At 51.9% G+C, this 22,954-nt stretch carries 6 protein-coding genes; all 6 read right to left on the bottom strand.

Going from position 1 to position 22,954, the window contains the following annotated elements; translation table 11 throughout:
• The 6 genes from JI735_RS16915 to JI735_RS16895 all read right to left on the bottom strand — a co-directional run bounded on the left by JI735_RS16915 (position 1) and on the right by JI735_RS16895 (position 22,929).
• Positions 1 to 6,804, bottom strand: a complete 6,804-nt coding sequence (locus JI735_RS16915) for a non-ribosomal peptide synthetase (RefSeq protein ID WP_233475914.1) — start codon at positions 6,802 to 6,804, stop codon at positions 1 to 3.
• A gap of 183 nt (positions 6,805 to 6,987) precedes the next feature.
• Positions 6,988 to 14,640, bottom strand: coding sequence for an SDR family NAD(P)-dependent oxidoreductase (locus JI735_RS16910; protein WP_039837476.1), 7,653 nt, complete (start codon positions 14,638 to 14,640; stop codon positions 6,988 to 6,990).
• 37 nt (positions 14,641 to 14,677) lie between these two features.
• Positions 14,678 to 15,490, bottom strand: a complete 813-nt coding sequence (locus JI735_RS16905) for a transglutaminase domain-containing protein (RefSeq protein WP_039837463.1) — start codon at positions 15,488 to 15,490, stop codon at positions 14,678 to 14,680.
• Complete coding sequence (locus JI735_RS16900; RefSeq protein WP_233475913.1) at positions 15,483 to 20,033, bottom strand: non-ribosomal peptide synthetase; 4,551 nt, start codon at positions 20,031 to 20,033, stop codon at positions 15,483 to 15,485. The genes JI735_RS16905 and JI735_RS16900 overlap by 8 nt, the downstream gene beginning before the upstream one ends.
• Positions 19,970 to 21,775, bottom strand: a complete 1,806-nt coding sequence (locus tag JI735_RS35865) for a condensation domain-containing protein (RefSeq protein WP_233475912.1) — start codon at positions 21,773 to 21,775, stop codon at positions 19,970 to 19,972. Before JI735_RS35865 ends, JI735_RS16900 begins: the two co-directional genes overlap by 64 nt.
• Positions 21,776 to 21,810: 35 nt before the next feature.
• Complete coding sequence (locus tag JI735_RS16895) at positions 21,811 to 22,929, bottom strand: KR domain-containing protein (protein WP_233475911.1); 1,119 nt, start codon at positions 22,927 to 22,929, stop codon at positions 21,811 to 21,813.
• Positions 22,930 to 22,954: the final 25 nt, after the last annotated feature.

Below are 22,954 nucleotides of genomic sequence, written 5' to 3'. Positions count from 1 at the left end.
TCAACCTCTCATGTTCCGCAGTCTTTTTCTCATGTCCGCTCTTTTTTGGCCGGTTTCCACACTTGATACTTTTACCGTATGCTCCTGCAGGTAATCAGAGATCTTTTCAATCGACGTATATTTGAACAGATCCATCATCGGGATGTCCTGGAAAAATTCCTGTTGGATCATCCCCTGCATCTGTACAACCAATAGAGAGTTCCCGCCGATATCAAAAAAGTTCTCCTGAATGCCGACAGCAGGGATGCCCAGCAGTTTTGTCCACATCCCGGACAGCTTCTTGTCCACCTCGTTCCGGATTCCCGCTGCCTCTATGCTGCCCGCAGTTTCCCTGACAAACTTCTCCATCGACCTCCAATCCATTTTTCCGTTTGGCGTGAGCAGGAAGTGCTCGACATGGAAAAATTGGGCGGGGATCATATATTCAGGAAGCCTTTTCCTTACCGCATCCTTTAGCTGGTTCTGCGGAACCGGCTGGTCTCCGGTATACAGGCAGACAATTTTGCTGGTTTCCCCATCCTTCACGGCTGTTACAGCAATCTGCTGCAGACTGGTCAACTCTTTTAAGGCCTGCTCAATCTCCCCGAGCTCAATACGGTATCCTCTTACTTTGACCAATTGGTCCCTTCTGCCGGTGAACTCCACATTCCCTTCCGGCAAATATCTTCCCAAATCTCCCGTCTTATAAAAGATTTGTCCATTGCTCTGAGGGATAAAGGCCATTCTCGTCTTCTCATCATCGTTGTAATATCCTTGGGTCACATTGTTCCCCGCGATATAAATTTCCCCGGCGACTCCCGGCGGACAAACATTGCCGTACTGGTCCAGGATGATTAGCCGATTGTTGGCAATCGGCCTGCCGATAAGCATGACCGGATGCGACTCGTCGATCTCCAGGCCCGGCTTGTAGCTGGAGACCCATATTGTCGCCTCTGTCGGGCCGTACATGTTGCGGATTTCCGCTTCCGGAAAGGTCCCGCGCAGGCTTGCCGCCAATGAAGTACTCCAGGCCTCCCCTCCAAGCATTAAGTGCCTAAGCTGTTGTGATACCGGCGAGTGACGATACCGGTCCGGATGATGCCTGAGCAATGTCATGAGCTGGACCATCAGGCTGGGAACTGAATGCCAGATAGTGATATGCTGGGCTTCCATATAGGCCAGTAAGCATTCGGTGTCCTTCAGATGCTCCATAGATGCAATGCAGAGCCGGGCTCCGCTTAACAACGCAGCGAATATCTCGAACACTGAAATGTCAAAGCTGATTGAGGTTACCAGCAGGAGTGCATCCGTAGGCTGAAGCTGCAATTCTCCAATGCTCCAGGCAACGAAGTTCAAGACATTGGAATGGGTAACCAATACGCCCTTGGGCTTGCCTGTAGAGCCTGAGGTGTACATGATATACATCCGATCCGATCCATGGCCCCCGGTTCGCGGATTCTCTCTGGAAAGCTCATCCTCATAATCCGCAAGGTACATCTGGCTTACAGCACTCTGTTCCTTAACCGGACTCAGATTGATGATCTGAATCCCTTCATCATGCGCGAATGCTGCCACGCTCTGGAGATAACGGTTTTCGGTCAGCAGCCATTTGGTGCCGCTGTGTGCAAGAATATAAGCGATCCTGTCTTCAGGATAACCCGGATCAAGCGGCACATAGGCTCCGCCCGCCTTCAGAACCGCTAATATACCGATGACTGTGCTAAAGCTCCTGTCCACAAAAATCCCCACAGGGGTATTCCGCTGAACCCCGTTATTCATCAGCATCCAGGCAAGCTGATTGGCCTTCCCGTTCACTTCCCGGAAGGTCATCTGCTGTTCCTCATACACTAAAGCGATGGCATGCGGATTTTTTTGCACCTGCGCTTCAAAACGTCCGTGGATCGTCTGGCCGTCTTCCAGGTCCGCCTGCTCTCCTTGAAAGCGGCTTAATAGCTCAATTTGTTCCTGACGGGTCAACAAGGTAATTTCCCGGAGGAGACCTTCCGGCTTGTCCACAACCTGTCCGATGATATTCAGAAAGTATCCGGCAAACTGTGAGATGGTGCTGTCTGTATACATGTCCGAATTGTACTCGAACGAAATCTCGATTTGCTGATTGGTTTCCTGGGCCAGACAGCTTAATTCGAACGGGCTGATTCCTTCATTTTCCAAATATAATTTATCATAAAACTGGAACAGTACATTGTAAATGGGATTTCTGGATAAGTCCCGGTCGGGATTTACTTTTTCCACCAATAAATCAAAAGGATACTGGGCTTTATCAATGGCGGACCATACCTTGTGCTTCACGGCATCCTGTAAATCCATAAAGGTGGTGATTCCCTCAAAGTGAATGCGGATGCATAGGGTATTAATAAATATGCCGGCGACGCTCTCCCACTTCTGTTCATTCCTTCCTGAAGTAGGCACGCCAATAATAATATCCTGCTCCTGCGACAGATTGTGCAATAACAGAAAATATGCGCTCAAGAGAAAGTTGTTGGCCGTAATCTGCTGAGTTTCAAGATGGGTCTTCAGCTTTCTGTACAGCTCCCCGCTAATCGTAAATTTGTGAAAGCTGCCTCTATACGTCTGGACAGCAGGCGCCTTGTGGTCTGAAGGCAGGCTCAACACCGGCAACGGCTTGGCAAGCTCCTTCAGCCAAAATTGCTCGTGCTCCACAAACGCTTCGCTTTCCTCCCAGGCTTTTTGTTCCAGAATCCAGTCAAAATAATCCTCTTTCACCTCTGGAAGTCTGGGCGGCTGCTGATGCAGGAAGGCCTGATACAGGCTGAACAATTCTCTGTAATAAATATCAATGCTCCAGCCGTCTGTCAGGATGTGGTGGAAATTGATGTAGAGGCAAGCCCGCTCATCGCTGATCGTGTACAGATAGATTCTATAAGGCGGCATTTCGAGATTGAACGGTTTCATTTTTTGCTGGTGGATATTCATTTTCACAAAAAGCTCCGGATCGCTTTGCCCGGCGGCATCGATATATTGAACGGCCGGCACATACGCCGGGAGCACCTCCTGCACCGGATTTCCGTCCTTCAACACATATTTCGTGCGCATCAGGAGATGTCTTCCCGCCAGGAAGGAGGCTGCCTGCTGCAGCAGTTCCAAGTCAATGGCCATGTCAAAATAGCGGATAAAGGGCAGGTTGTACGCCACCAGGTCCGGATTCATTTTCTGCAAAAACCAGATACGCCTTTGTGCATGCGACAAGGGCATACTTGTTTTTGCGTATTCCGCTTCCTGTTTATTCACCGCCCCGGCTTCAGTTTTTGCGCTCAGCTTTTGCTCAACCAGCTTCCCCAGTGATGCTACTGTCAGATGAGTAAATACATCCTGAATAGTCATAGCCACACGGTACTGCTCATTGATCCGGTTCGCAATTTTGATGCCCATGATGGACGTGCCGCCAAGCTCATAGAAATTATCTTGAATATCGATGTTCGGCGTCTGGAACAGGTTGCCCCAGATCCGGGCAATTTGCTGCTCGATCTCAGAATAGGCCTGATCTGCTCTTCCGGTTAGCCGGACATCGATTTCGGCTTCCGGATGCTTGATCTGCTCTCTAATCGCAGGAGCCAGGCCAACCGGCAAGGGGCGGTTCCAGAACAGGTCATTATTAAACTGGATGCTGCCGACCACAATGTTATTTATTTTTTTGCCCAGGATCTGATCGAAGGCATGAAGCGCGTGGCGGGGCAAAATAGAGCGAAAGGCCACATCCAGGCTGCCGCCTGTATTCTTCGCCATGCCGGTGTTCATCCATGTCGTCCAGTTGATGGAAATCAACCGGGTATGTCCGGTTGGCAACCCGGAAAACGCGTCCAGATAGCTGTTGCCCGCCACATAATCTCCTAAATAGATGCCGCCCACTACAGAAGCAATGGATGAAAACAACAGGAGAAAATCAGGCGGGTTGTCACGGGTCAACAGATGCAGATGACGGGTTCCTTTGATTTTGGCAGCGACGGAGGCGGCGAACGCCGACCCGTCCTTCTCAATCAGCAGACCACTGCCCGGAAGGCCCGCTGCGTGGATGATCCCGTCTATTTTTCCAAGCTGACTTGTAATCCTGCTGATTACCGGGGACAATTCGTCCAGCTCGGCAACGTCCGCACTGTATGTAAATAGCTGTGAGCCGTTGCTCTCCAGATGCTTCAGGCTGCGGATCAGCGCCGCTCTCTCGTCCGGTTCCTGAGCCGATTGGATCAGCTCTTCCCAGGTTTCGCGCGCAGGCAGCCGGGAACGGCTGATTAATACAAGCTTCACTTTGTGCTGCAGGGCAATATGCTGTGCCAGCTGCAAGCCAATTCCGCCCGTTCCCCCGGTGATTACATATACACCTTGCTCCTTAAAGCCTGTCATACTATTGTCGAAGGCGTCCAGATCAACAGGCGTTAATTGCGGGTAATACTTCTTTCCTTCACGAATGGCAATTTGGTAATGGTCTGATGGTCTAAATATCTCTTCGGCGAGTTCACGGACCGGTGCCGATTCATCACAATCAATGCATCTGCAGTGAAGTCCGCTGTATTCCTCGCGGATCACTTTTCCCATTCCGTAGAGCGATGCGAAATATGGATAAATCTTCCGGTCTGAAGGCAATACCCTTTGACCATTCTTCCCGGCTAGGATAAACTCTGTCCGGCTCAGCTCCTGTTTGACCCATGCCTTTGTCAGATACAGCAGCGTATGCAAAGTACGGGTTAATCTCTCCTCCTCATCGCTAATGCTCCCGGTATCACAGTCTTCCATTCCGGTAGCCAAAAGAATTTTGCTGAACTTCATGGCCCCCGTATCTTTCATCAATTGGCAGAAGTCTGCTTCTGTAACGTCCAAGCTGTATAATGCCGGACTCTCCCTCTGGTAAGCTGCTGCAAGCCGGGCATGAATGACATGCGGGCTGTGCCGGGAGATTTCGCCTGCCAGTGCTTTGCCCCAATCCGTCGAATCGGTGAGCACCAGGACTGCCTCTTCGTCCGTATGCAGCGGCGGTGAGGGTTCTGTGGTTACGGGCAGCCATTGAATATGGTGGTAGAGCCGGGACTGCGGCGTTTCTTCATGCGGGTTGGCCGTATCATGGATATCCGGCTGCTTCTCAAGTGCAAAACCGGATTTGGCAGCCGCTGTCGGCCAGAGCTTGATCTTTTCAAAGGGATATGCGGGCAAATTCAGCTTTTGCCGCTTGTGCGGGTAGAGGGCTGCCCAATCGACGGATAATCCGCCGACATATCGCTCAGCCAGCTTTTCATACGTTAATTGCAGATTCTGGCGGTCCGGCTCGAACTCCTCTGCAGCTAACGAAGCTTCCCGCTGGACATTGCCGCTGATATAGATGCCATTCCCGCCGGATATACCGTTTCGGGACGAATCCGCATTTGCCAGCTGCTGCATTAACTCGTCTCTGGTAGCAAAAACGAACGCGGCCCTGCTGTCAGAATGGCCTCTGCCGGTATTGGCGGTATAGCATAAATCCTCAAGATCAATCTGATCATTGTCCTGCAAAAAGGCATAATACGCTTGGATTAACCGGGCTAAGCCATGTGTTGAACCGGCTGACAAGGTTAAGAAATGAAACGGAGACGTGCCTTCCCCTGCTTGATGGTTCATCTCTGGAGCTTCCTCCACCACTACGTGGCAGTTCGTACCGCTGAAGCCGAAGGAATTGACACCGGCCCGCCGCACTGTATCTCTCCGTTCCCAGTCTTTCACCTCCGTATTCACATAGATAGCAGAATGATCGGCGTCAACAAACGGATTCGGGGACTGATAGTTCAGGGACGGAGGGATTTTTTTATGTTTTAACGACAATATAACTTTCAGCAATGATGCTAAACCTGAGGCAGCTACTGTATGTCCAATATTGGTTTTAACCGAACCAATGCCGCAAATATGAGGGGTATTTGTATATTTTTTAAATGCATCGTTAATCGCCTGCAATTCGATGGAATCCCCCAGCAGTGTACCCGTACCGTGGGCCTCCACATAAGAAATCGAGAGCGGATCGATCTTGGCTTTCTCCCAGGTACGGATGAACAACCCTGTCTCAGCCTCCGGATTTGGAGCGGTTAAGCCATTGGAGGCCCCGTCTGCGTTGACCCCGCTGGCCTTAATGACCGCATAGACGGGGTCCCGGTCCTTCAAAGCCTTCTCTAACGGCTTAACCAGCAGGGCTGTGATTCCTTCGCTCCAAATGGTCCCGTCGGCATCCTTGTCGAACGCCTTCACCTGTCCCTGGGAGGTCTCCAGATCATTTAATTTCCCTGTGGCCTGCGGAATCACCATAAGGTTGACGCCACCAACCAGTGCCGTTTCGCATTCTTTGTTCATCAAGGCCAGGCAGGCCTGGTGCAAGGCGACAAGTCCGGATGAGCAGGCTGTATTTACAACAAGGGCGGGTCCCCTGAGGTCCAGGAAATAGGAAATCCGGTTGGCTAACAGACCTACCAAAGAGCCTGTCAGCGAAGAGATATCCTCATGCTCCAAAAGAGCGCGGTAGTGGGACTGATAAGCCGTTTCCAATCCCACGAATACGCCTGTGTTCGAATGCTTCAATGCATCTCCGCCATATCCAGCATCTTCAATCGCATGGTACGCCGTCTCCAAAAACAGCCGTTGATAGGGCTCCATCGCCATGGCTTCCTTCCCGCCGATCCGGAAAAACGGATGATCAAAATGGGCGATTTGCTCCAGATAACCTGCCTGATGATTGGCATGGGCAAGCAGCTCCTCCAATTCCGGGATAAACGGAGAGAGGTCTTGCAGGCGTTCCTCCGGAAAGGCTCCGATGCTGTTGACCCGGCCGAGCAAATTCCCCCAAAACTGCCGGGGGTATCGGCTCCGGGAACACGGCAGGCGATCCCGATTACGGCAATATCCTGCCGCTTTACGTCTGAGGAGCGGTTGACCTTTTCCAGAATGGAGACAGCCATTTCCTGATTCAGGTTGCCTGATTTTAACAACTGTAAAATATGATCATTGATCTCTTTACGGTTAATCATCATCATCCCCCAACTCGTTGTTATCCAGGTACTGCAAAATATTCTCGATCGGCACCTTCCCCTCGACAAACCCGGATAGCTTATCGCTGAGCTCCATCCGCTTTGCTTCCTTCGGATCTGCTTCCCGTGATGATTCGCTTTCGCTTTGTGTTTGCTTAAGGTATTCCGCCATTTTGGCAATGGAGGGGTACGCAAACAATGTCGCGATGTTGACACAACCGGGATAGACGCCGTCAATTTCTTTGACCAGGCTTGCAGCCAGAATGGAGTTTCCGCCTGTTTCCTGAAAAGGAAGATGCACATTGACCTCAGCTACTCCCAGCACCTTTTGCCACATCGCTGCCAGCGAAATTTCGTATGAATTGTAGCTATGATCATTTCTGCCTTTCAGGATAGGGAGGGTGGGCTCGTCTGCTATTGCTTTTTCTTGTGGGTGGAACACTCCGGCTCCCCGGGAGATCATCTGGGGCGGCACGGCAAAAGGCAGCGAAAGGTCCCCGTTCTGGAAATAGCGCTCATTGATTTCACCGACAATAATCCGTGACAGCTTCCGCTGCAAAACAGCATCCAGGATGCTGATCCCCTGCTCCTCTGTCAATCCCAAAAAGGGAGAGCGTCCCTCCTGAATATCATATTTCAGCGTCATGCCGACTTCCTTCCATGCAGGCCAATTGATGGTAACACTCCTGCGGTTATTCGCCTGCCTGTAGTCGCTGAACCCGTCCAGGTACGCATTGGCAGCCGTATAATCCGCCTGTCCCATTCCCCCCAGCAGGCTCGTGACCGAAGAAAACAGCACAAAATAGTCCAGGTTATCTTGGGCCGTATACTGATCCAATAACCAGGTCCCCGTTACCTTTGCCTCAAGCACCCGCTTGATCTCCGGCTTCCCTTTGTTGATCAGCAGCCCTTCCCCGGCGATGCCCGCGCAATGGAATAGGCCATGGATCTGCCCGTATTTGGTGCGGATGGCTTGCAGCACACCCTGCAATTCATTGGGAGCGGAAATGTCTACAGAATACAAATCTACGTCAGACCCGTTAGCTTCGATTTGGCGAATCCTTTGGCTTTGGCTTGGGCCGGGCGGCAGCGTTCCCCTGTTCAACAGGCAGAGATGAACCCGTTGCTTCCCGGATAGATATTGGGCAACCGCCAGTCCGATACCGCCAAGTCCTCCGGTCACCACATAGACGCCGTTTTCTTTCAGGGACACGCCGCCCGCTTCGGCAGCTTCAAGCCGCCGCTCTTCGAAATGTTCGAGATAACGGGTGTTGTCCCGATAGGCCACCTGGAAATCCTCTTTGCCGGAGCAAATCTCTTTCCAGACCGTTTCTGGGGCTGTAGCACTGTCGATATCGATGCAGCGGCATTTGAATTGCGGGTATTCCTGCGGGATCACTTTAGCCATACCGAACAGAACGGCATGATGCGGGTTCAGCACTGGTTCATTCCGGTTCACCAAAAATGTATGGTCTGCAACAAAAAACAGGTTCAGTTCCTGATGATACTGCCCGTTCAACAGCTCTGTTACCAAATGATAGAGGTTATACACCCCCCTGTTCTCCGCAGCATGCAAGTCTTCTATCCCGGCAATCTTTTCGTCGGCGAGGCTCAGGCAGTGTATGACATGTTTGATCCCCCGGTTTGAAAGCTCTTTCAGCAAAAGAGAATACTCCTCGCCTGAACCGATGCTGTACCGGTCAGCAGCCAATTGGTGATAACGGGCTCCCGGCGTGACCTCAATGAGCTCAATATCTTGCTTCCGCAATACGCGAAGCAGCTCCTGGCTCTTTGTTCCTGTTCCGCCCAAAAAGAGCCAGGCTCCTTCATCCGGCTTGATCCCTGCGGGTTGTTCCCGATGATCCGGCAGCCATTGTAAATGATAGTGTTTCCCCGAAGGGGAAAACCCTTTCCGGGCGGGGTCACCGATCCAATGACGAACCGGTTCATAAGCATAGGCGGGCAGTTCGGTTAACCGGTACTGCTGGCCCTGATATAGACGATCCCATTGGATATCCGCTCCATCCGTATACAATCGTGCGATTTTGTGCAGATTGTCCACAGCGGACAGCGTCTCTTCAACGCTCCATTCCTCAATCAGGCTCTCCGCCAGCTTGTTTAATTTGAGCTTGTCCTGCTCAAGCAGGCCGTCCCCGTCAAGACCCTCCTGGTCGTAACTAACCCTGCTGGCCTTGTAATAGATTCTCTGATCATGATCCGCCGCTTGCGGGATGCCCGCCTCCTGCAGATATTTGAACTTGGCGCGCAGCTCGTTTTCGGTCCGGAACAGGAGGACGATCCGATGCTCATAATGTCCCCGGCTGATGTTGGCAGTGAAGCAAATATTTTGCAAATCCAAGGTGACGGTTCCGTTGATCATGTGAAAGTAGCGTTTGATCAATGCGCTCAAGGATGCTGCCGTCTTCGCCGACAACGCCAGAATATGCCAGTCCTGCTTCTCTTCCTGCGGATTGGTGAAGACCGGCGGCTCCTCCAGCAGGATATGGCAATTCGTTCCGCTGAATCCAAATGAACTGATGCCGCATCTGCGCGGAGCGGCCGAGCCGCCCCAATCCTGAAGCTTGTCGTTAACATAGATGGGGGAATCGGCAAATTCTATAAATGGATTCGGATTCTGGAACTGTAGCACTGGAGGCAATTGTTTATGTTTGAACGCCATTATCATTTTGATGACCGACGCCATCCCTGAGGCCCCGACCAAATGGCCGATGTTGGCTTTCACGGTGCCTGCGGCACAGAATTGCCTTTTATTCGTAAAACGTCTGAACGCATTCGTAATGCCCTTTACTTCAATGGGGTCCCCCAGTTTGGTTCCGGTTGCGTGAGCCTCGATATAAGAGATGGTTTCCGGATCAATGTTAGCCGCTTTCCAGGCGGCTACCAGCACCTTCTCCTGCGCTTCCGCATTCGGTGCAGTTATGCCGTTGGATGTTCCGTTGTTGTTCATCTCCGAACCCTTGATTACGGCATGAATCACATGGTTGTCCTGCACCGCTTCCTTCATCCGCTTCAGAATGATCGTCCCTGCCCCCTCGCCCCACATGGTACCGTTGGCCCCGGCATCAAAGGGGCGGATCATTTCGTCGGCAGAGTCAATCAGGGAGTTGCGCTGGGTAGGAAGATACGCCAAGGATACTCCCGCCACAATGGCGATATCAATCTGTCCCTGCTTCAGGGCCTGCGTTGCCAGACATATTGCGGTCAGACTGGAAGAACAGGCTGTATCCACAACCAGGCAAGGACCATTTAAATTGAGATAATAAGCGATCCTGCTGGCCAGAATGCCGGTCGAGCCTGAAGTCACTTTCAAAGGGTCCAGGATATCCACCCGGTTGTTATACTCATTCCGTCCGGTGGTATCCTTTCCGACATACACACCTGTCCGGGTGCCTGACAGGATGGTTCCGCCCAAGCCGCTATGTTCGGCAGCCTGATACACATTCTCCAGCAGCAGCCGCTGCTCCGGGTCCATCAATTCTCCTTCTCTGGGAGAAATGTGAAAGAAGGCGGAATCAAACCGGTCGATCTCCTCCAGATACCCTCCCTGGCAATACGCATGTCCTTCAGGGCTGATCTGACCGGCAGCCAGGTAGCCGTCGGTATCCTTTCTTCTGGACTCAGGAAACGGCCGGATTGCGCCCACTCCTGTCGTAAGATTCCGCCAAAATTGTTCGGCATCCTCCGCCATCGGGAACTTGCAGGCATAGCCTATGATGGCAAAATCATCACTCTCAGCGGGTTGAAGGCGTTCAACGGATGACTGTTCAGTCCATTCTGCCAACAGCCGCTTTGCCTCTTCCTTGGAATATTTACTCCCCTTGAACCCTTCCAGAATACTGTCCAGATTAAGCGCTGCCGGCTGACTGACCCGCTGGCTGTCCAAATACCCGGCCATTTCATGGATGGTCGGGTATCTGTAAATATCCGTAACGTCAAGCGTGCCGGGATGCCGCTCGTTCCATTGCTTGTGCAGATGCGCAGCATGAATCGAGTCCCCGCCCAGCTGGTGAAAAGAATCGAACACACTGATCGTTGTGAGTCCAAGAATATCCGCCCAGACCTGGGCCAATTCCCGATGTGTGGCTGTATACCCTTCCGGCTCTTTCACAGTGACTGGAGTCTGGCGGATAGGCCGCTCCTCCTGGTGTGTCTTTGGGAACAGGGCCTGCTTAATTTCGCCGGCCAGCCGGAAAGGCCACAGGTTCTCCAGTTCAAGCAGCTTGTTCTGAACGTTGAGCTTGCCGACAATGGTCCGGAACATCCCGCGGCGGATAATCAGATCCAGCGCCTGCAATGCCTGGTGGGTGGACAGGAACTCAAAAAAATGCTTGTCCGCCTGCAAAGAAAGCTTAGATGCGGTCGCTTCCCAGGTGGACCAGTTGACGGCCATCACGTTTTTCCCCTGCAGCCTGATGGTTTCCGCCATCCCATCCACAAAAGCATTGCCCGCCGTGTAGGCAAGCGAACCTCTTCCGCCGGTAATGCTGACAGCCGAAGAAAACAACAGGGTAAACCCGGTATTGAATTCTTGGGTAAGATTGTATACCAGCCAGCTTCCATAGGTTTTCACCGCATGTCTTTGTTCAAATTCCTGCCCGCTCATGCCGAAATCCTCGATGTCCCCTACTCCAACTCCGGCACAATGGAACACGCCGTTTATGCTCCCGTGATCCTGCCGGATCTGTTCGACGGTCCGCCGGAGCTGAGCTTCGTCGCAAATATCTACACAATGGTAATCAAGCGTGAAGCCCAGAGCTTCAATAGCCAGAATGCCGTTGATTTTTTTCAATAGCTGGTTATCTTCATTTTCCATAATGATTGATTGCCAGGATTCTCTGTCAGGAATAGCCGTTCTTCCCAGGACGATCAGCTTCACTTTGTTCTTTTGGCTCAGATACTTGCAGACCTCTATTCCCAGTAGTCCCAAGCCGCCGGTAATCAGAAAAGTGTCCCCTGTTTCTATGGTTATGGCCTCGCCAGTTCGTTCCGCAATGTCCGCTCTCTTAATGACTTCAACGTACCGGCGGCCGTGGCGCAGCGCTACTGAATATTGAGCCGATGATACCTCCAGCTCCCCCGGAAGCGCCTCCATATCGGCGGACTCATTGCTGATGTCAATATGACGCACATGGAAGGAACGATTCTCCTGCAGGATCGATTTCCCTATTCCGTAGAGCGTATGGGCGAAAGGGTCGGAACCCGTATCCATTGGTTGCAGGACATGGGCATTCTTTGTAATCAAGGCAATGTCCAGATCTTTATTCATTGTATTGGCGGCCTGCAGAGCTTTCACCAGGTACAGCAGATTCATCACTGTCTGATTGAAGCTTTCCTTGCATTCCTCCAAAGAATCCGGCAACCCCTCCCGGGAAGGCGCTGCATACAGAATTTGCTTCAGTGCCGAAATATCCAGCTCCCCGCACAGGGCGGAGAAATCTTCAACCGAATTGGAGACGTGATAATGCTCAGCGTTTATTTTGTGATAGGGTCTGCCGAGTTCTGCGAGGATGCAGCGCTTTCCCCGTAATTTCCCGAGAAGCTGTGCCTCCCATAGGGCTGCATCCGCCTCATGCACAATCAGCAGAACCGTATCGCGGGCAGCTCCCGTACCGACGGGCAGCCTGCTCTCTTCTACCCATTCCGCCGTATAATACAGCTCATCCTGGAATACCTCTTCCCGCTTCGCTTCAGCCGGCCAGTATTTCGTCCGTTCCAGCACATTGCCGGGCATAGCCAGTTTCCGGCAGCCGGGATAGAGCGGACGCCAATCCATGCTGGCGCCCTTGATGTAGAAGCGGGCCGCCTGCTCCCAGAGCATTTCACTGCCTGCTTTCTTTTGCAGCAGCTCCCTAATCACTTCATTGGCAGTTTTATCCAGTGCAATTTTTTCGCCTTCCCTGATCTCCCACGCTTCTATCTGCGATTTAGTATCCGCAACCACTTCATGGAGCTGGAAGCTGATTCCGGGATGGCTGTTCCACAGGGAGAGCTCCTTTGTCTCCTTAATAATCTTCAGTTTGGCCAGCAAATCTTCATAGCTGCTGAACATGATAGCCAGCCGGTTCGCGAAATGATTGCGGAATTGGCTGGCTGTACAGCACATATCAGCCAGATTAACGCTGCGGTTCGTGAGCAAAAAACGTTGAAGACTCTGCGCAGCCTCTACCAGCTTCTGGCCGCTTCTGGCCGATAAGGTCAGCAGGAAGACGTTATTTTCCGCATTGTTGTCGTATAAAGGCACTGGCGGCTCTTCAAGCAGCACATGGCAATTCGTACCGCTGAATCCGAACGAGTTAATCCCTATCCGGACCGGGTGGTTCCCCTTCTCCAGCTTGCTCCGCTGATCATTGATAAATAAGGCCGAATCGGCCAGATTGATATAGGGACTGGGCGTCTGAAAATGCAGCGAGGCCGGAATTTCTCCATGCTTCAGCATCAATACGGCTTTTATCAGGGAGACGATCCCGGAAGCCCCGACCAAATGGCCGATATTGGTTTTTACCGAGCCTACACCGCAGAACTGCTTCTTGGAAGTAAACGCTTGAAAGGCATTGATGATCGAATTCAGCTCGATTGTATCTCCCAGGATGGTTCCCGTTCCGTGCGTCTCGATATACCGGATCGTTTCGGGGTTGATCTGCGCTTGCTTCCATACCTTTTTCAACAGCTCTTCCTGCGCTTCCCCGTTCGGTGCGGTGATGCCTTTGGAAAGACCGTTGTTGTTGATTCCACTGCCTTTGATGACCGCATAAATCACATCTTTATCTGCGGCCGCCTTGGACAGCGGCTTCAATAGCAGGCCTCCGCAGCCTTCACCCCAGACCGTGCCCTCTGCATCTTTGTCAAAAGCCCGGATTTTTTCTTCAGCGGACTCCACCTGGTCCAGTGATCCATCTTCCTTGACAGGAGGAAAATAAAAAAGGCCGCTGATGCCGCCTACAAATGCCATGTCACATTCATTTCTGCGTAGGGATTCACAAGCAAAATGAAGTCCCACCAACCCGGAGGAGCAAGAGGTATCAAACACAACACTCGGCCCCTTCAGGTTATATACATAGGAGATTCTGCTTGCTAAAATACCCGGCCAGCCCCCCGTTAAACGAAAAATATCGGGAGCGGCATAGTTGCGGTACTCAATCCCTGTTACGTGGTCACGTCCGATAAAAACCCCGGTTTTGGAGCCAAGAATATCCTGCGTCTCATAGCCTGCATTCACTAACGTGTCATAAGCAACCTCAAGCATGATCCGCTGGTATGGCTCCATCGACAAGGCTTCCTTAGGCGAAATGCGAAACATCTCTGCATCAAAAAAACTGATCTCGTCTAAATATCCGCCTTGTTTGAAGCTCCCACCCGCCAAATGCCGTCCGGGGGCCAAGGCCTGTCCATCGTGGAGCCGGTCTTCAGGAAAGGTGTCTAAACAATCTCTGCCTGAACAGAGATTATCCCAGAACTGCTCTACCCGGCCAGCCTTTGGAAACCTCCCGGAGATTCCGACAACCGCAATCTCCTCGCTCCTGTGCTCATTTCCGTTTTGCAGGTAAGTGATGTACTCCGTCGCTTCCTTGGCAGTCAGCTTCTTGGATGCAACCAGCTCGTAGATGTACTTTTTCAGTTTGTCCATCATTTAACACCGTCGCTTTCTTGATCCTTCAGCTCGCCTACCCTTTGAATTGCAGGAATTCATTCTCCAGAAAAAGCGCCTGCAGCTCCTCAAGGTGGGCATCGGGGTCTTGAAGATACATGGAGACTTCATCAAGCAATTGCAGTTCCTCGAAATCCAATTCATCTATTCCTTTTTGGCAAATAGGAGGATAATCCCAGTACCGCAGCTCTTGCCCAAGCACAGCATGCAGATCATAGCAGAGGTTGTTGCGGATGTAATGCATTCCCCATGATTTTTTTACGCCAAAGAGCTGCGGGTTGATTTCTTTGTCTCTGGCCATTAACCAGGCCACTCCGGCCTCCAGGAAATCATCCCCTTGAAGATCGACGATTCCGATATCGGGGTCCACTCTGATCCAGCGCGCCCCGCCTTCGTCCCACACCTCGCAAATCCAGTGATCAATATATTTCAATTGATGCTCTGAGAGATACTTTGCAAATCCGACTCTGCAGCGCACCGGGACGCCCTTGGAGCGCAGCATGGAAATGAGCAGCAGCGAATGGAAGCGGCAGGAGACTATCAACCGTTCCCGGGGCAGCCGCTCCCCGATAATTCCATTGGCATTGCGCTCCACCAAAGCTTCGAGCATGTCTTGAACGGTATAGAATTGTTCGTCTTCATTTTTGGTATAAGAAGTGAGCAAATGTCTTACCTTCTTCACCATCGAAGGATGAATCAATTGACATTTGATCAACTTGCATAACTCGCCCAGATCATCCGGCAGCTCATCAAAAAGATAGCCCAGGCTGAACGGGTCTGTATTCGGAGTATATTCCGAATAAAATTGCAGCACTTGAGATTTATTCACTGTCTGTATGTCCCCTTCGTTTGGCGTTTCGTTGTTTCATCCGCTCTTTTCCTTGATTCCGTGTAACTTGCTGCTCCTGCGGCACCTCATCCGGCTCATTCTGGTCATTCCCGGATAAATACCCGGCCAGTGCGTGAATATTGGCGTATTCGAACAGGGTGAGCAGGGGAATTTCTTTCTGGAATTCCTGCTTCAGCCTGTTGTTTATCATCGCGATCTGGACAGAGTTGATGCCCATCTCAAAGAAATTGTCCAGTGTACCGATCTGGTCCGCTTCGAGAAGCTCTTTGAAGATGTTTACGATGCGCTCTTCAACATCATTGCACGGAGCCGCATAGGCTGACGTCTGCTTATTCCCGGCGGGCTGCAGCTTCAGCAGCGCTTGTACATCCATTTTCCCGTTCGCAGTCAAAGGAAATTGCTCCAGCACAACAAAATAATGCGGGATCATGTAATCCGGCAGGACCTTGGCAATCCGCGCCCGGACTTCATTGATGAATGCTGCCTGATCTGCTGAGTGACTGTCTGGAATCAGATAGGCGCCCAAACGTTTGTCTTCCCCGTCTGCTGCCAGAACAACCGCATGCCGGACCCCTTCGCAGCGCAGCAGCTGTGCTTCCACTTCGCCCAGCTCGATGCGGTAGCCGCCCACTTTTACCTGCTGGTCCTTCCTGCCCAGGAACTCCATGCAGCCATCCCGGTGCAATACCCCGTAGTCACCTGTCCGATAAATGTACCCCAATTCAGGATGATGAATAAAGGAATGGCTGGTTTTATCCGGATCATTCAGGTAGCCGTTTGCCACTCCGCTTCCCCCGATGTACAACTCGCCGGACACCTCAAGCGGGCAATAGTCCATCTGCTGGTTGAGCACATAAAATTGCTGGTTGGCTAACGGCATGCCATAGGGAATGCTTGTCCACTGCGGCATGACCTCGTCTATTGGATAATAGATGGACCATATGGACGCCTCAGTCGCCCCCCCGCAGCTGATCAGCTTGGCTGCAGGGAACAGCTGTTTGACAGTCTCCGGCAAATGCAGGGGAATCCAGTCTCCGCTCAGCAGCACCAGCCGTAAATCAAGGTTCTCCTGATATATGCCCTGCGCTCTTATTTCTGATCCCACCCGGTCCATGATCGCGGGAACAGAATTCCAGATGGTGATCTTCTGGGCTGACAAGGTATCAGCAAGCTGCCGGATGTCCTTCTGATCCTTCACCAATACCAGCGTTGCCCCGGCGGCAAATGCTCCAAAAATATCATAAACCGACAGATCAAAGCAAAGCGAAGAGATGCCCAGTATCCGGTCTGCTGCACCCACCTGAAACTTCTGATTGATATCCTGCACGGTATTGCATGCAGCCTGATGGCTGATCATAACGCCTTTGGGATTGCCTGTGCTTCCCGACGTATAGATTACGTAAGCCAAGCTTTCCGGCAGATGATTGTGACGCTGAAGTTCCGCCGGATGCTGCCCTCTACAGTTCTTCTCGTAATAATCCGTCTCCAGAACAAGCTTGCACTGGCTATGGTTCCGGATATAGTCCAACCGTTCCTGCGGATATTCCGGATCAACCGGCACATAGGCAGCACCGCTTTTCAGGATGCCTAAGATATTGATAAAGGTATCAATTTCTTTCCTCGCTATCACGCCAACCCTGTCACCGGCACTTACCCCAAGGCTCCGCAGGGAACCGGCGACCTTGTCCGCTCTGTCATCAAGCTCTTTGTAGGTAATGCTTGCATGATCGGCTTCAATGGCAACCGCATATGGAGTTTGGTGGACGGCTTCTTCAAAAAGCCCGTGCAAGGTCTTGCTTGGAATCGGCTCTTCCGTCTGGTTATAGGCCTGAATGCTGGCGTAGTCGGAGGCCGGGAGCGCCGGAAAGCCCATTTCCTCACGGGAATGCAAAATGGCTTCGATCCGCGACAGATATTGCGCAAACATGGCATCCATCACGGCAGGATCAAACAGCTCGCTGATATAGTCCCAGTTGATTACCATTTTTCCATGGATCAGCGCCACCTGGTTATCGAGATAGACCTGGGAGGTTTGTGTAATTCCGTTGGTGCTCTGCTCTTCATCTGAGGCTTCGCCATGGTTCTCCGCCGCTTCCCCGCCGTCTTCACCATTGTCAAACAAAGCGCTTGTGAACACAATCGGCAGCAGCGCCTTGTTCCCCAGCTCTCTCCTTTTGCTGATTTCCCGCATCACATCAATGCCATCAAAATGGCGGTGGGCCAATGCTTCCATCAGCACCCGCTGAATGTTGCCCGCCTTCTCCCAGAATGAATCCTTGGGATTCATACGGACCTCTAACAACAGGAGGGAGGTGAAGTCCCCGATCAGCTTGTCCACATCAGAATGCAAGGGCAGCCGGTTAAAGAGCGTCAAGTTCAAGCCAAACTGGGGCTGATTGCTCCAATTCGCCAGCACTTCGGCATAGACGGTGCATAACACCGCCGAAGGGGTCAGATTATGGTTTTGCGAAATCTGTTTGAGCTGCCGCCAATGCTGCTGCGAATAATGCTTCGACTTACGTTTGAAATAAGGATTTTTCACGTGCTGCGGCTGTGTCAGCAGAGGGAGGCCGGGAGCTAAAGGGAAATCCTCTACTTTTTGCAGCCAGTATTCCTTGTCCTCCAGATACCACTTGCCGGATTTCATCTGCTGGTAGCCCACAAGGTAATCCCGGAAGGTAATGGACAGCTCCTCCAGCTGCAATGAGCGGTCAGCATACAGCGCCAGGATTTCTTCCTGCAGGATCTCCAGACTGTAAGCATCCATGATCAGCAGATCAAAGCTGATGCACAGCAGGCTCTCCTCCGGTGAGAGGCGGAATGCCACAATCTCAAACAGCGGCCATAAATTCGGGTTGAAGATATGATGGGACATCCGGTCTCTTTCTTTAGCAATTCTCTTGTTTTTTGCTTCTTCAGCGTACCCGCTCAGGTCGTATTCGCAGATAGCGTATTCCGGCACTTCCGGCAGAATCTGCTGTGTGGCATCCGGCAAATACACGGTGTGAAGCGCGGGATGTCTTTGAATCAGCGTATTCAGGCATTGGTTCAGCCGGCGGATGTCCAGCTCTGTTGCCATCTCCAGATACGAGTGGGTCGAAACGCCGCCCAGTTCAAAATGGCTGCTTCTGCCCAGGTAATACGCCATTTGCACATTCGTTAACGGAAACGGTTCATGGTGGTTGGCAGGATCTGCAGCAATGAACGGCAATTCCTCCTTCCGTTCCTCTTGTATTGCCTCTTTGATGAAGTCGGCTATCCTTTCTATCGTCTGCCGTTCTATAAAATGTGTAAACTGAAAGGACACCGGAAAACATTTGTTGATTTCATAAACGAGCTGCATAATTTGAATGGAATTTCCGCCCATTTCAAAAAATCCGTCCTGCACACCGGCATCCCCGATACGCAGTACTTTCTTCCAGATTTCAAGCAGCTTCTCCTCCACCTCATCCTGCGGCTTGCGTGTTTCGCCTGGTTGAACCGGCATAACCGTTACAGGAGGCAGCGCCTTGACATCAAGCTTGCCGCTGATCATGAGGGGAATCTTGCCGATCTCCATAAAATGCTGCGGAATCATATAGACCGGCAAAAACTTCAGCAAAAACTCCCGCAGCTCCGCGCCTGAAACGGTGCGGGCTGTTGTATAATACGCAACCAGCATGGGTTCGTCCTGGTCATCCCGCTGGGCACGGACCACGGATTTTTCAATAGCGGGATGGGTATCGAGCTGCTGTTCGATCTCCGCCAGCTCGATGCGGTAGCCCCGGATTTTCACCTGAAAATCTGCTCTTCCCAAGTATTCAACCGTACCCTCTTCCGTCCACTTGGCTATATCTCCCGTGCAATAGATCTGTTCACCCGGACGGTACGGATTGTCAATAAACCTCTGGGCAGTCAGCACCGGGTTGTTCTGATAGCCACGCACAACACCGTGGCCGCCGATATACAGGATGCCGTGAACGCCTATGGGCTGAGGCAGAAGCTCATCATTGAGGATATAAACTTGTGTATTCTTGAGCGGTTTGCCGATGTTTACGGGACCTGCCGTCACCTCTTGTGCTGTAGACCAAATAGTGGTTTCCGTTGGGCCATAAAGATTAAATATCCGGCCGCCGGGCAGGATGCTTCGCGCCTGCTCCGCCAAGGCCTGCGGCAAGGGCTCCCCTCCGATCAGCAAATACCGCAAGGAGCCTAGCGCCTTCGCCAATTCTGCATCAGCAAGCAGGAGCTTCAGACGCGACGGCGTGGTTTGCATTACGCTGATCCCGGCTTGTTTTACCAAGGCGAGCAATGCGTGCACATCCTTTTGCTGAAGCTCATCGGCAATGACCACCTGATATCCGGCTAACAGAGGCAGGATGCTCTCCAGCCAGAAAATATCAAATGAAACCGTTGTTAACGATAAAAACGTCTCACCCTTCCCGAAGGACAGCACCTCCGATATCGCTGATAAAAAATTCAATAAGGAGCGGTGCTCCACCAGAATCCCTTTCGGCAAGCCGGTAGTTCCCGAAGTATACATGCAGTACGCCAGATTACGGCTGCTGTGCACCGGCGGCACTGGAAGGGGGCACCGTGATCCAACTCCAGGCTGCGCATATCCATAACGATACGATTTCCCTGGTTCTCTACAGACGTGTTGGTCAAAATGACTTGAGCCCCGGCGTCATCCAGCATATAAGCGATTCTATTCGCCGGGAGGCTCGGATCAATGGGCAAATACGCCCCGCCGGCCTGTAATATGGCTAATATTCCGGCGATCATGTCAACCGAACGCGTGGTGATGAGAGCAACGATCTGATCGGGACCGATTCCTTGGGCCTGCAAGGCATATGCCGCCTGCTGCGCCCGGCGGTTCAGTTCATCGTACGTTATGCACTGATCGCGGAACGTGACAGCCACCTGGTGCGGATGCTCTTTCACCCTCGCTGCAAAAAGCTGGTGAACGGTCAGGTGCTCCGGATATTCACCCGCAGTCTGATTGAACCGGTTAATTAGCCGGTCCGTCTCTTGATCATCGGGCAGATGAATCAGACCGGTCTTCTGCGCGGGGTGCTTCAGCACTTCCAGAAGGATTGTGCGGAAATACCGGATCAAGCGCATGACCGTTTCTCTTGTGAACAGGTCCGTTGCGTACTCCAAAGTGAAAACAAGCTCGCCTGCGCGTTCCTCGCCGTCCAGTGTCAGATCAAAACGCGACGTTGTTGTTCTATACGGATAAGGCTTCATTTCCAGCTCATTCAACTGGACCTGTCCGGCTTCCTGCTGCTGTGCCTTGGCATTTTGAAAAGCAAACATCACATCAAACAAAGGATTTCGCCCAAAATCACGTGTAATCTGAAGCTGGCTGACAAGATCCTCAAAAGGATAATCCTGGTGTTCCAGCGCATTGGAAATGTTCGCTTTCATGGCATGCAGGATTTCTGCAAACGTCAGCTTGGCGGAAATCCGGCTTCTAATCGGTAGGGTATTCACAAACATGCCGATTACATGCTCAATATCGCTGTGATTTCTTCCCGAGGTCGGCACCCCTACAATGATTTCTTCCTGATCACTCAGCTTAGCCAGCAATATATTCCAAACTGCAAACAATACCATATACAGCGTAGCTTCCTGCTCGGCTGCCAGCTGCTTAATTTCCAGTACCTGCTCTTTCGGAATGCTGAACATTTCCGCAGAACCGTGGTAGGTCTTGAATGCCGGACGTGAATGGTCTGCCGGCAAATGGAGCAGCGGGATTTCCCCGGAGAACGTTTCCAGCCAATACGCCGCAGCTGCTTCATTAGCGGTATTCGCCTCATCCATCCGCCATTCCGCGTAATCCTTGTATTGTATGGTTAATGGCGGCAAGGCGCCGAGCTTCCCGTCATTCTGGTATAGGGTGGTGAACTCGTCGATCAGGATGGCATTGGAGGTCCCGTCTGTGATGATATGATGAATATTAAACACAATAAGATGACGGTGTTCACTTTCCTTAAAAACACCAATTTTCCATAACGGCGCTGCCGCCAAATCAAATGCCTGTATCCATGCTTCAATGTGCTTATCATTGACCGTTCCCTTGATGTCCACAACATCAAGAGTTAGCTGAACCTCTTCCTCAATCCATTGCACCCATTCCCCGTCAATTCTCCGGAAGCAGGTCCGCAGGCTCTCATGTCTGCGAATCAGCTGCTTCAGGCAGGCCTCCAACTTGCCGAAGTTCAAAGGCCCGTTGACTTGCAGCGCAATGATATTGTTGTACTGTTTATTTTCCTTCTCCATTTGGCTGAGGAAATAGAGCCTTTTCTGTCCCGGAGTTAACGGATAGCCCTCTTTTTGGGGGCGCGCTTAATCCGGGCATAATCCGTCCGGTTTGTCTCCCGGATGACACGGCTAATTTCACGGATCGTTGGTTTGTGGAAAAATGCAGGGAGCGGGAGCTTGACTCCAAGCTTTTTGAAAACCAGTGAAACAATGGTGATCGCTTTAAGGGAATCGCCGCCCAATGCGAAGAAATCCTCATCGATGCCGATGGCCTCAATTCCCAGGACTGTGCTCCAGATATCCGCAATCTGTTGGTGCAGCCCGGCTTCCGTGAGCAGACTGCTGCTGCTGACTGCTGCAGGTGCAGCTTCCGTGGCATGGGCTGCCGCCTCCTGCTCCAGGATAACCTCCACGCTGATGTTGTTGCTCTCTTCCATCAATGCCGGCAAATCGAGCGCAGACACGATTACCCGGTTCATTTGGTTCTCCATGATATACCGGAACACATTCACACCTTGCTCTGTCGTGATCGCCTCGGCTTCAAACTGAAGATCGTTGACCTCCTTGTGCAGGCCGCGGCTCTTCTCCATCGCTTTGACGGACATTCCCGCTTCCGCCCAGTCGTTCCAGTTAACCGTTGCTGTAAAGCCTTCCCGGTGCTGTAAGCGGTAGTGTACAAAGGCATCCAAAAATTCATTTGCCGCATTGTATCCCACTTGCCCGAACTTGCGGCCATAGATATAGTTGCCGATGGATGAAAATAAAACAAAAAAGTCCAGCTTACGGTTGCGGAAAAGCGTATCCAGAACAATGGTCCCTTTAACCTTGGGCAGCAGCACCTCGTCGGTCATCGCTTGTGTCCTTCTCTGAATGACTCCGGCATAATCCGCAACTCCAGCCGTGTGCAGGACACCGGTAATCGGACCCAGCCGCGCTTCCGCCCGGGCAACCACCTGCTGCATGGCGCTGAAATCTGAGATATCGGCGCTATGCACCTCAATTACCGCCCCTGCCGCTTCCAGCGCCCGGATAGTTCGAATGATCCGGGCTACTTCTGCATCGTCCGGGCGGTTCACCCACTGGTCCCATTCACTTTTCGGCGGAAAAGCAGAGCGGCCCACCAAAACCAGGCGGGCTGTATACTGCGTGGCTAAATATTCCGCCAGCGCCAAGCCCATTCCTCCCAGCCCCCCTGTA

This window comes from Paenibacillus sonchi (assembly GCF_016772475.1).
Lineage (GTDB): Bacteria > Bacillota > Bacilli > Paenibacillales > Paenibacillaceae > Paenibacillus_AQ > Paenibacillus_AQ sonchi.
The sequence above is the reverse complement of the archived record's forward strand: the minus strand, read 5'-3'. Positions and strand labels throughout refer to the sequence as shown.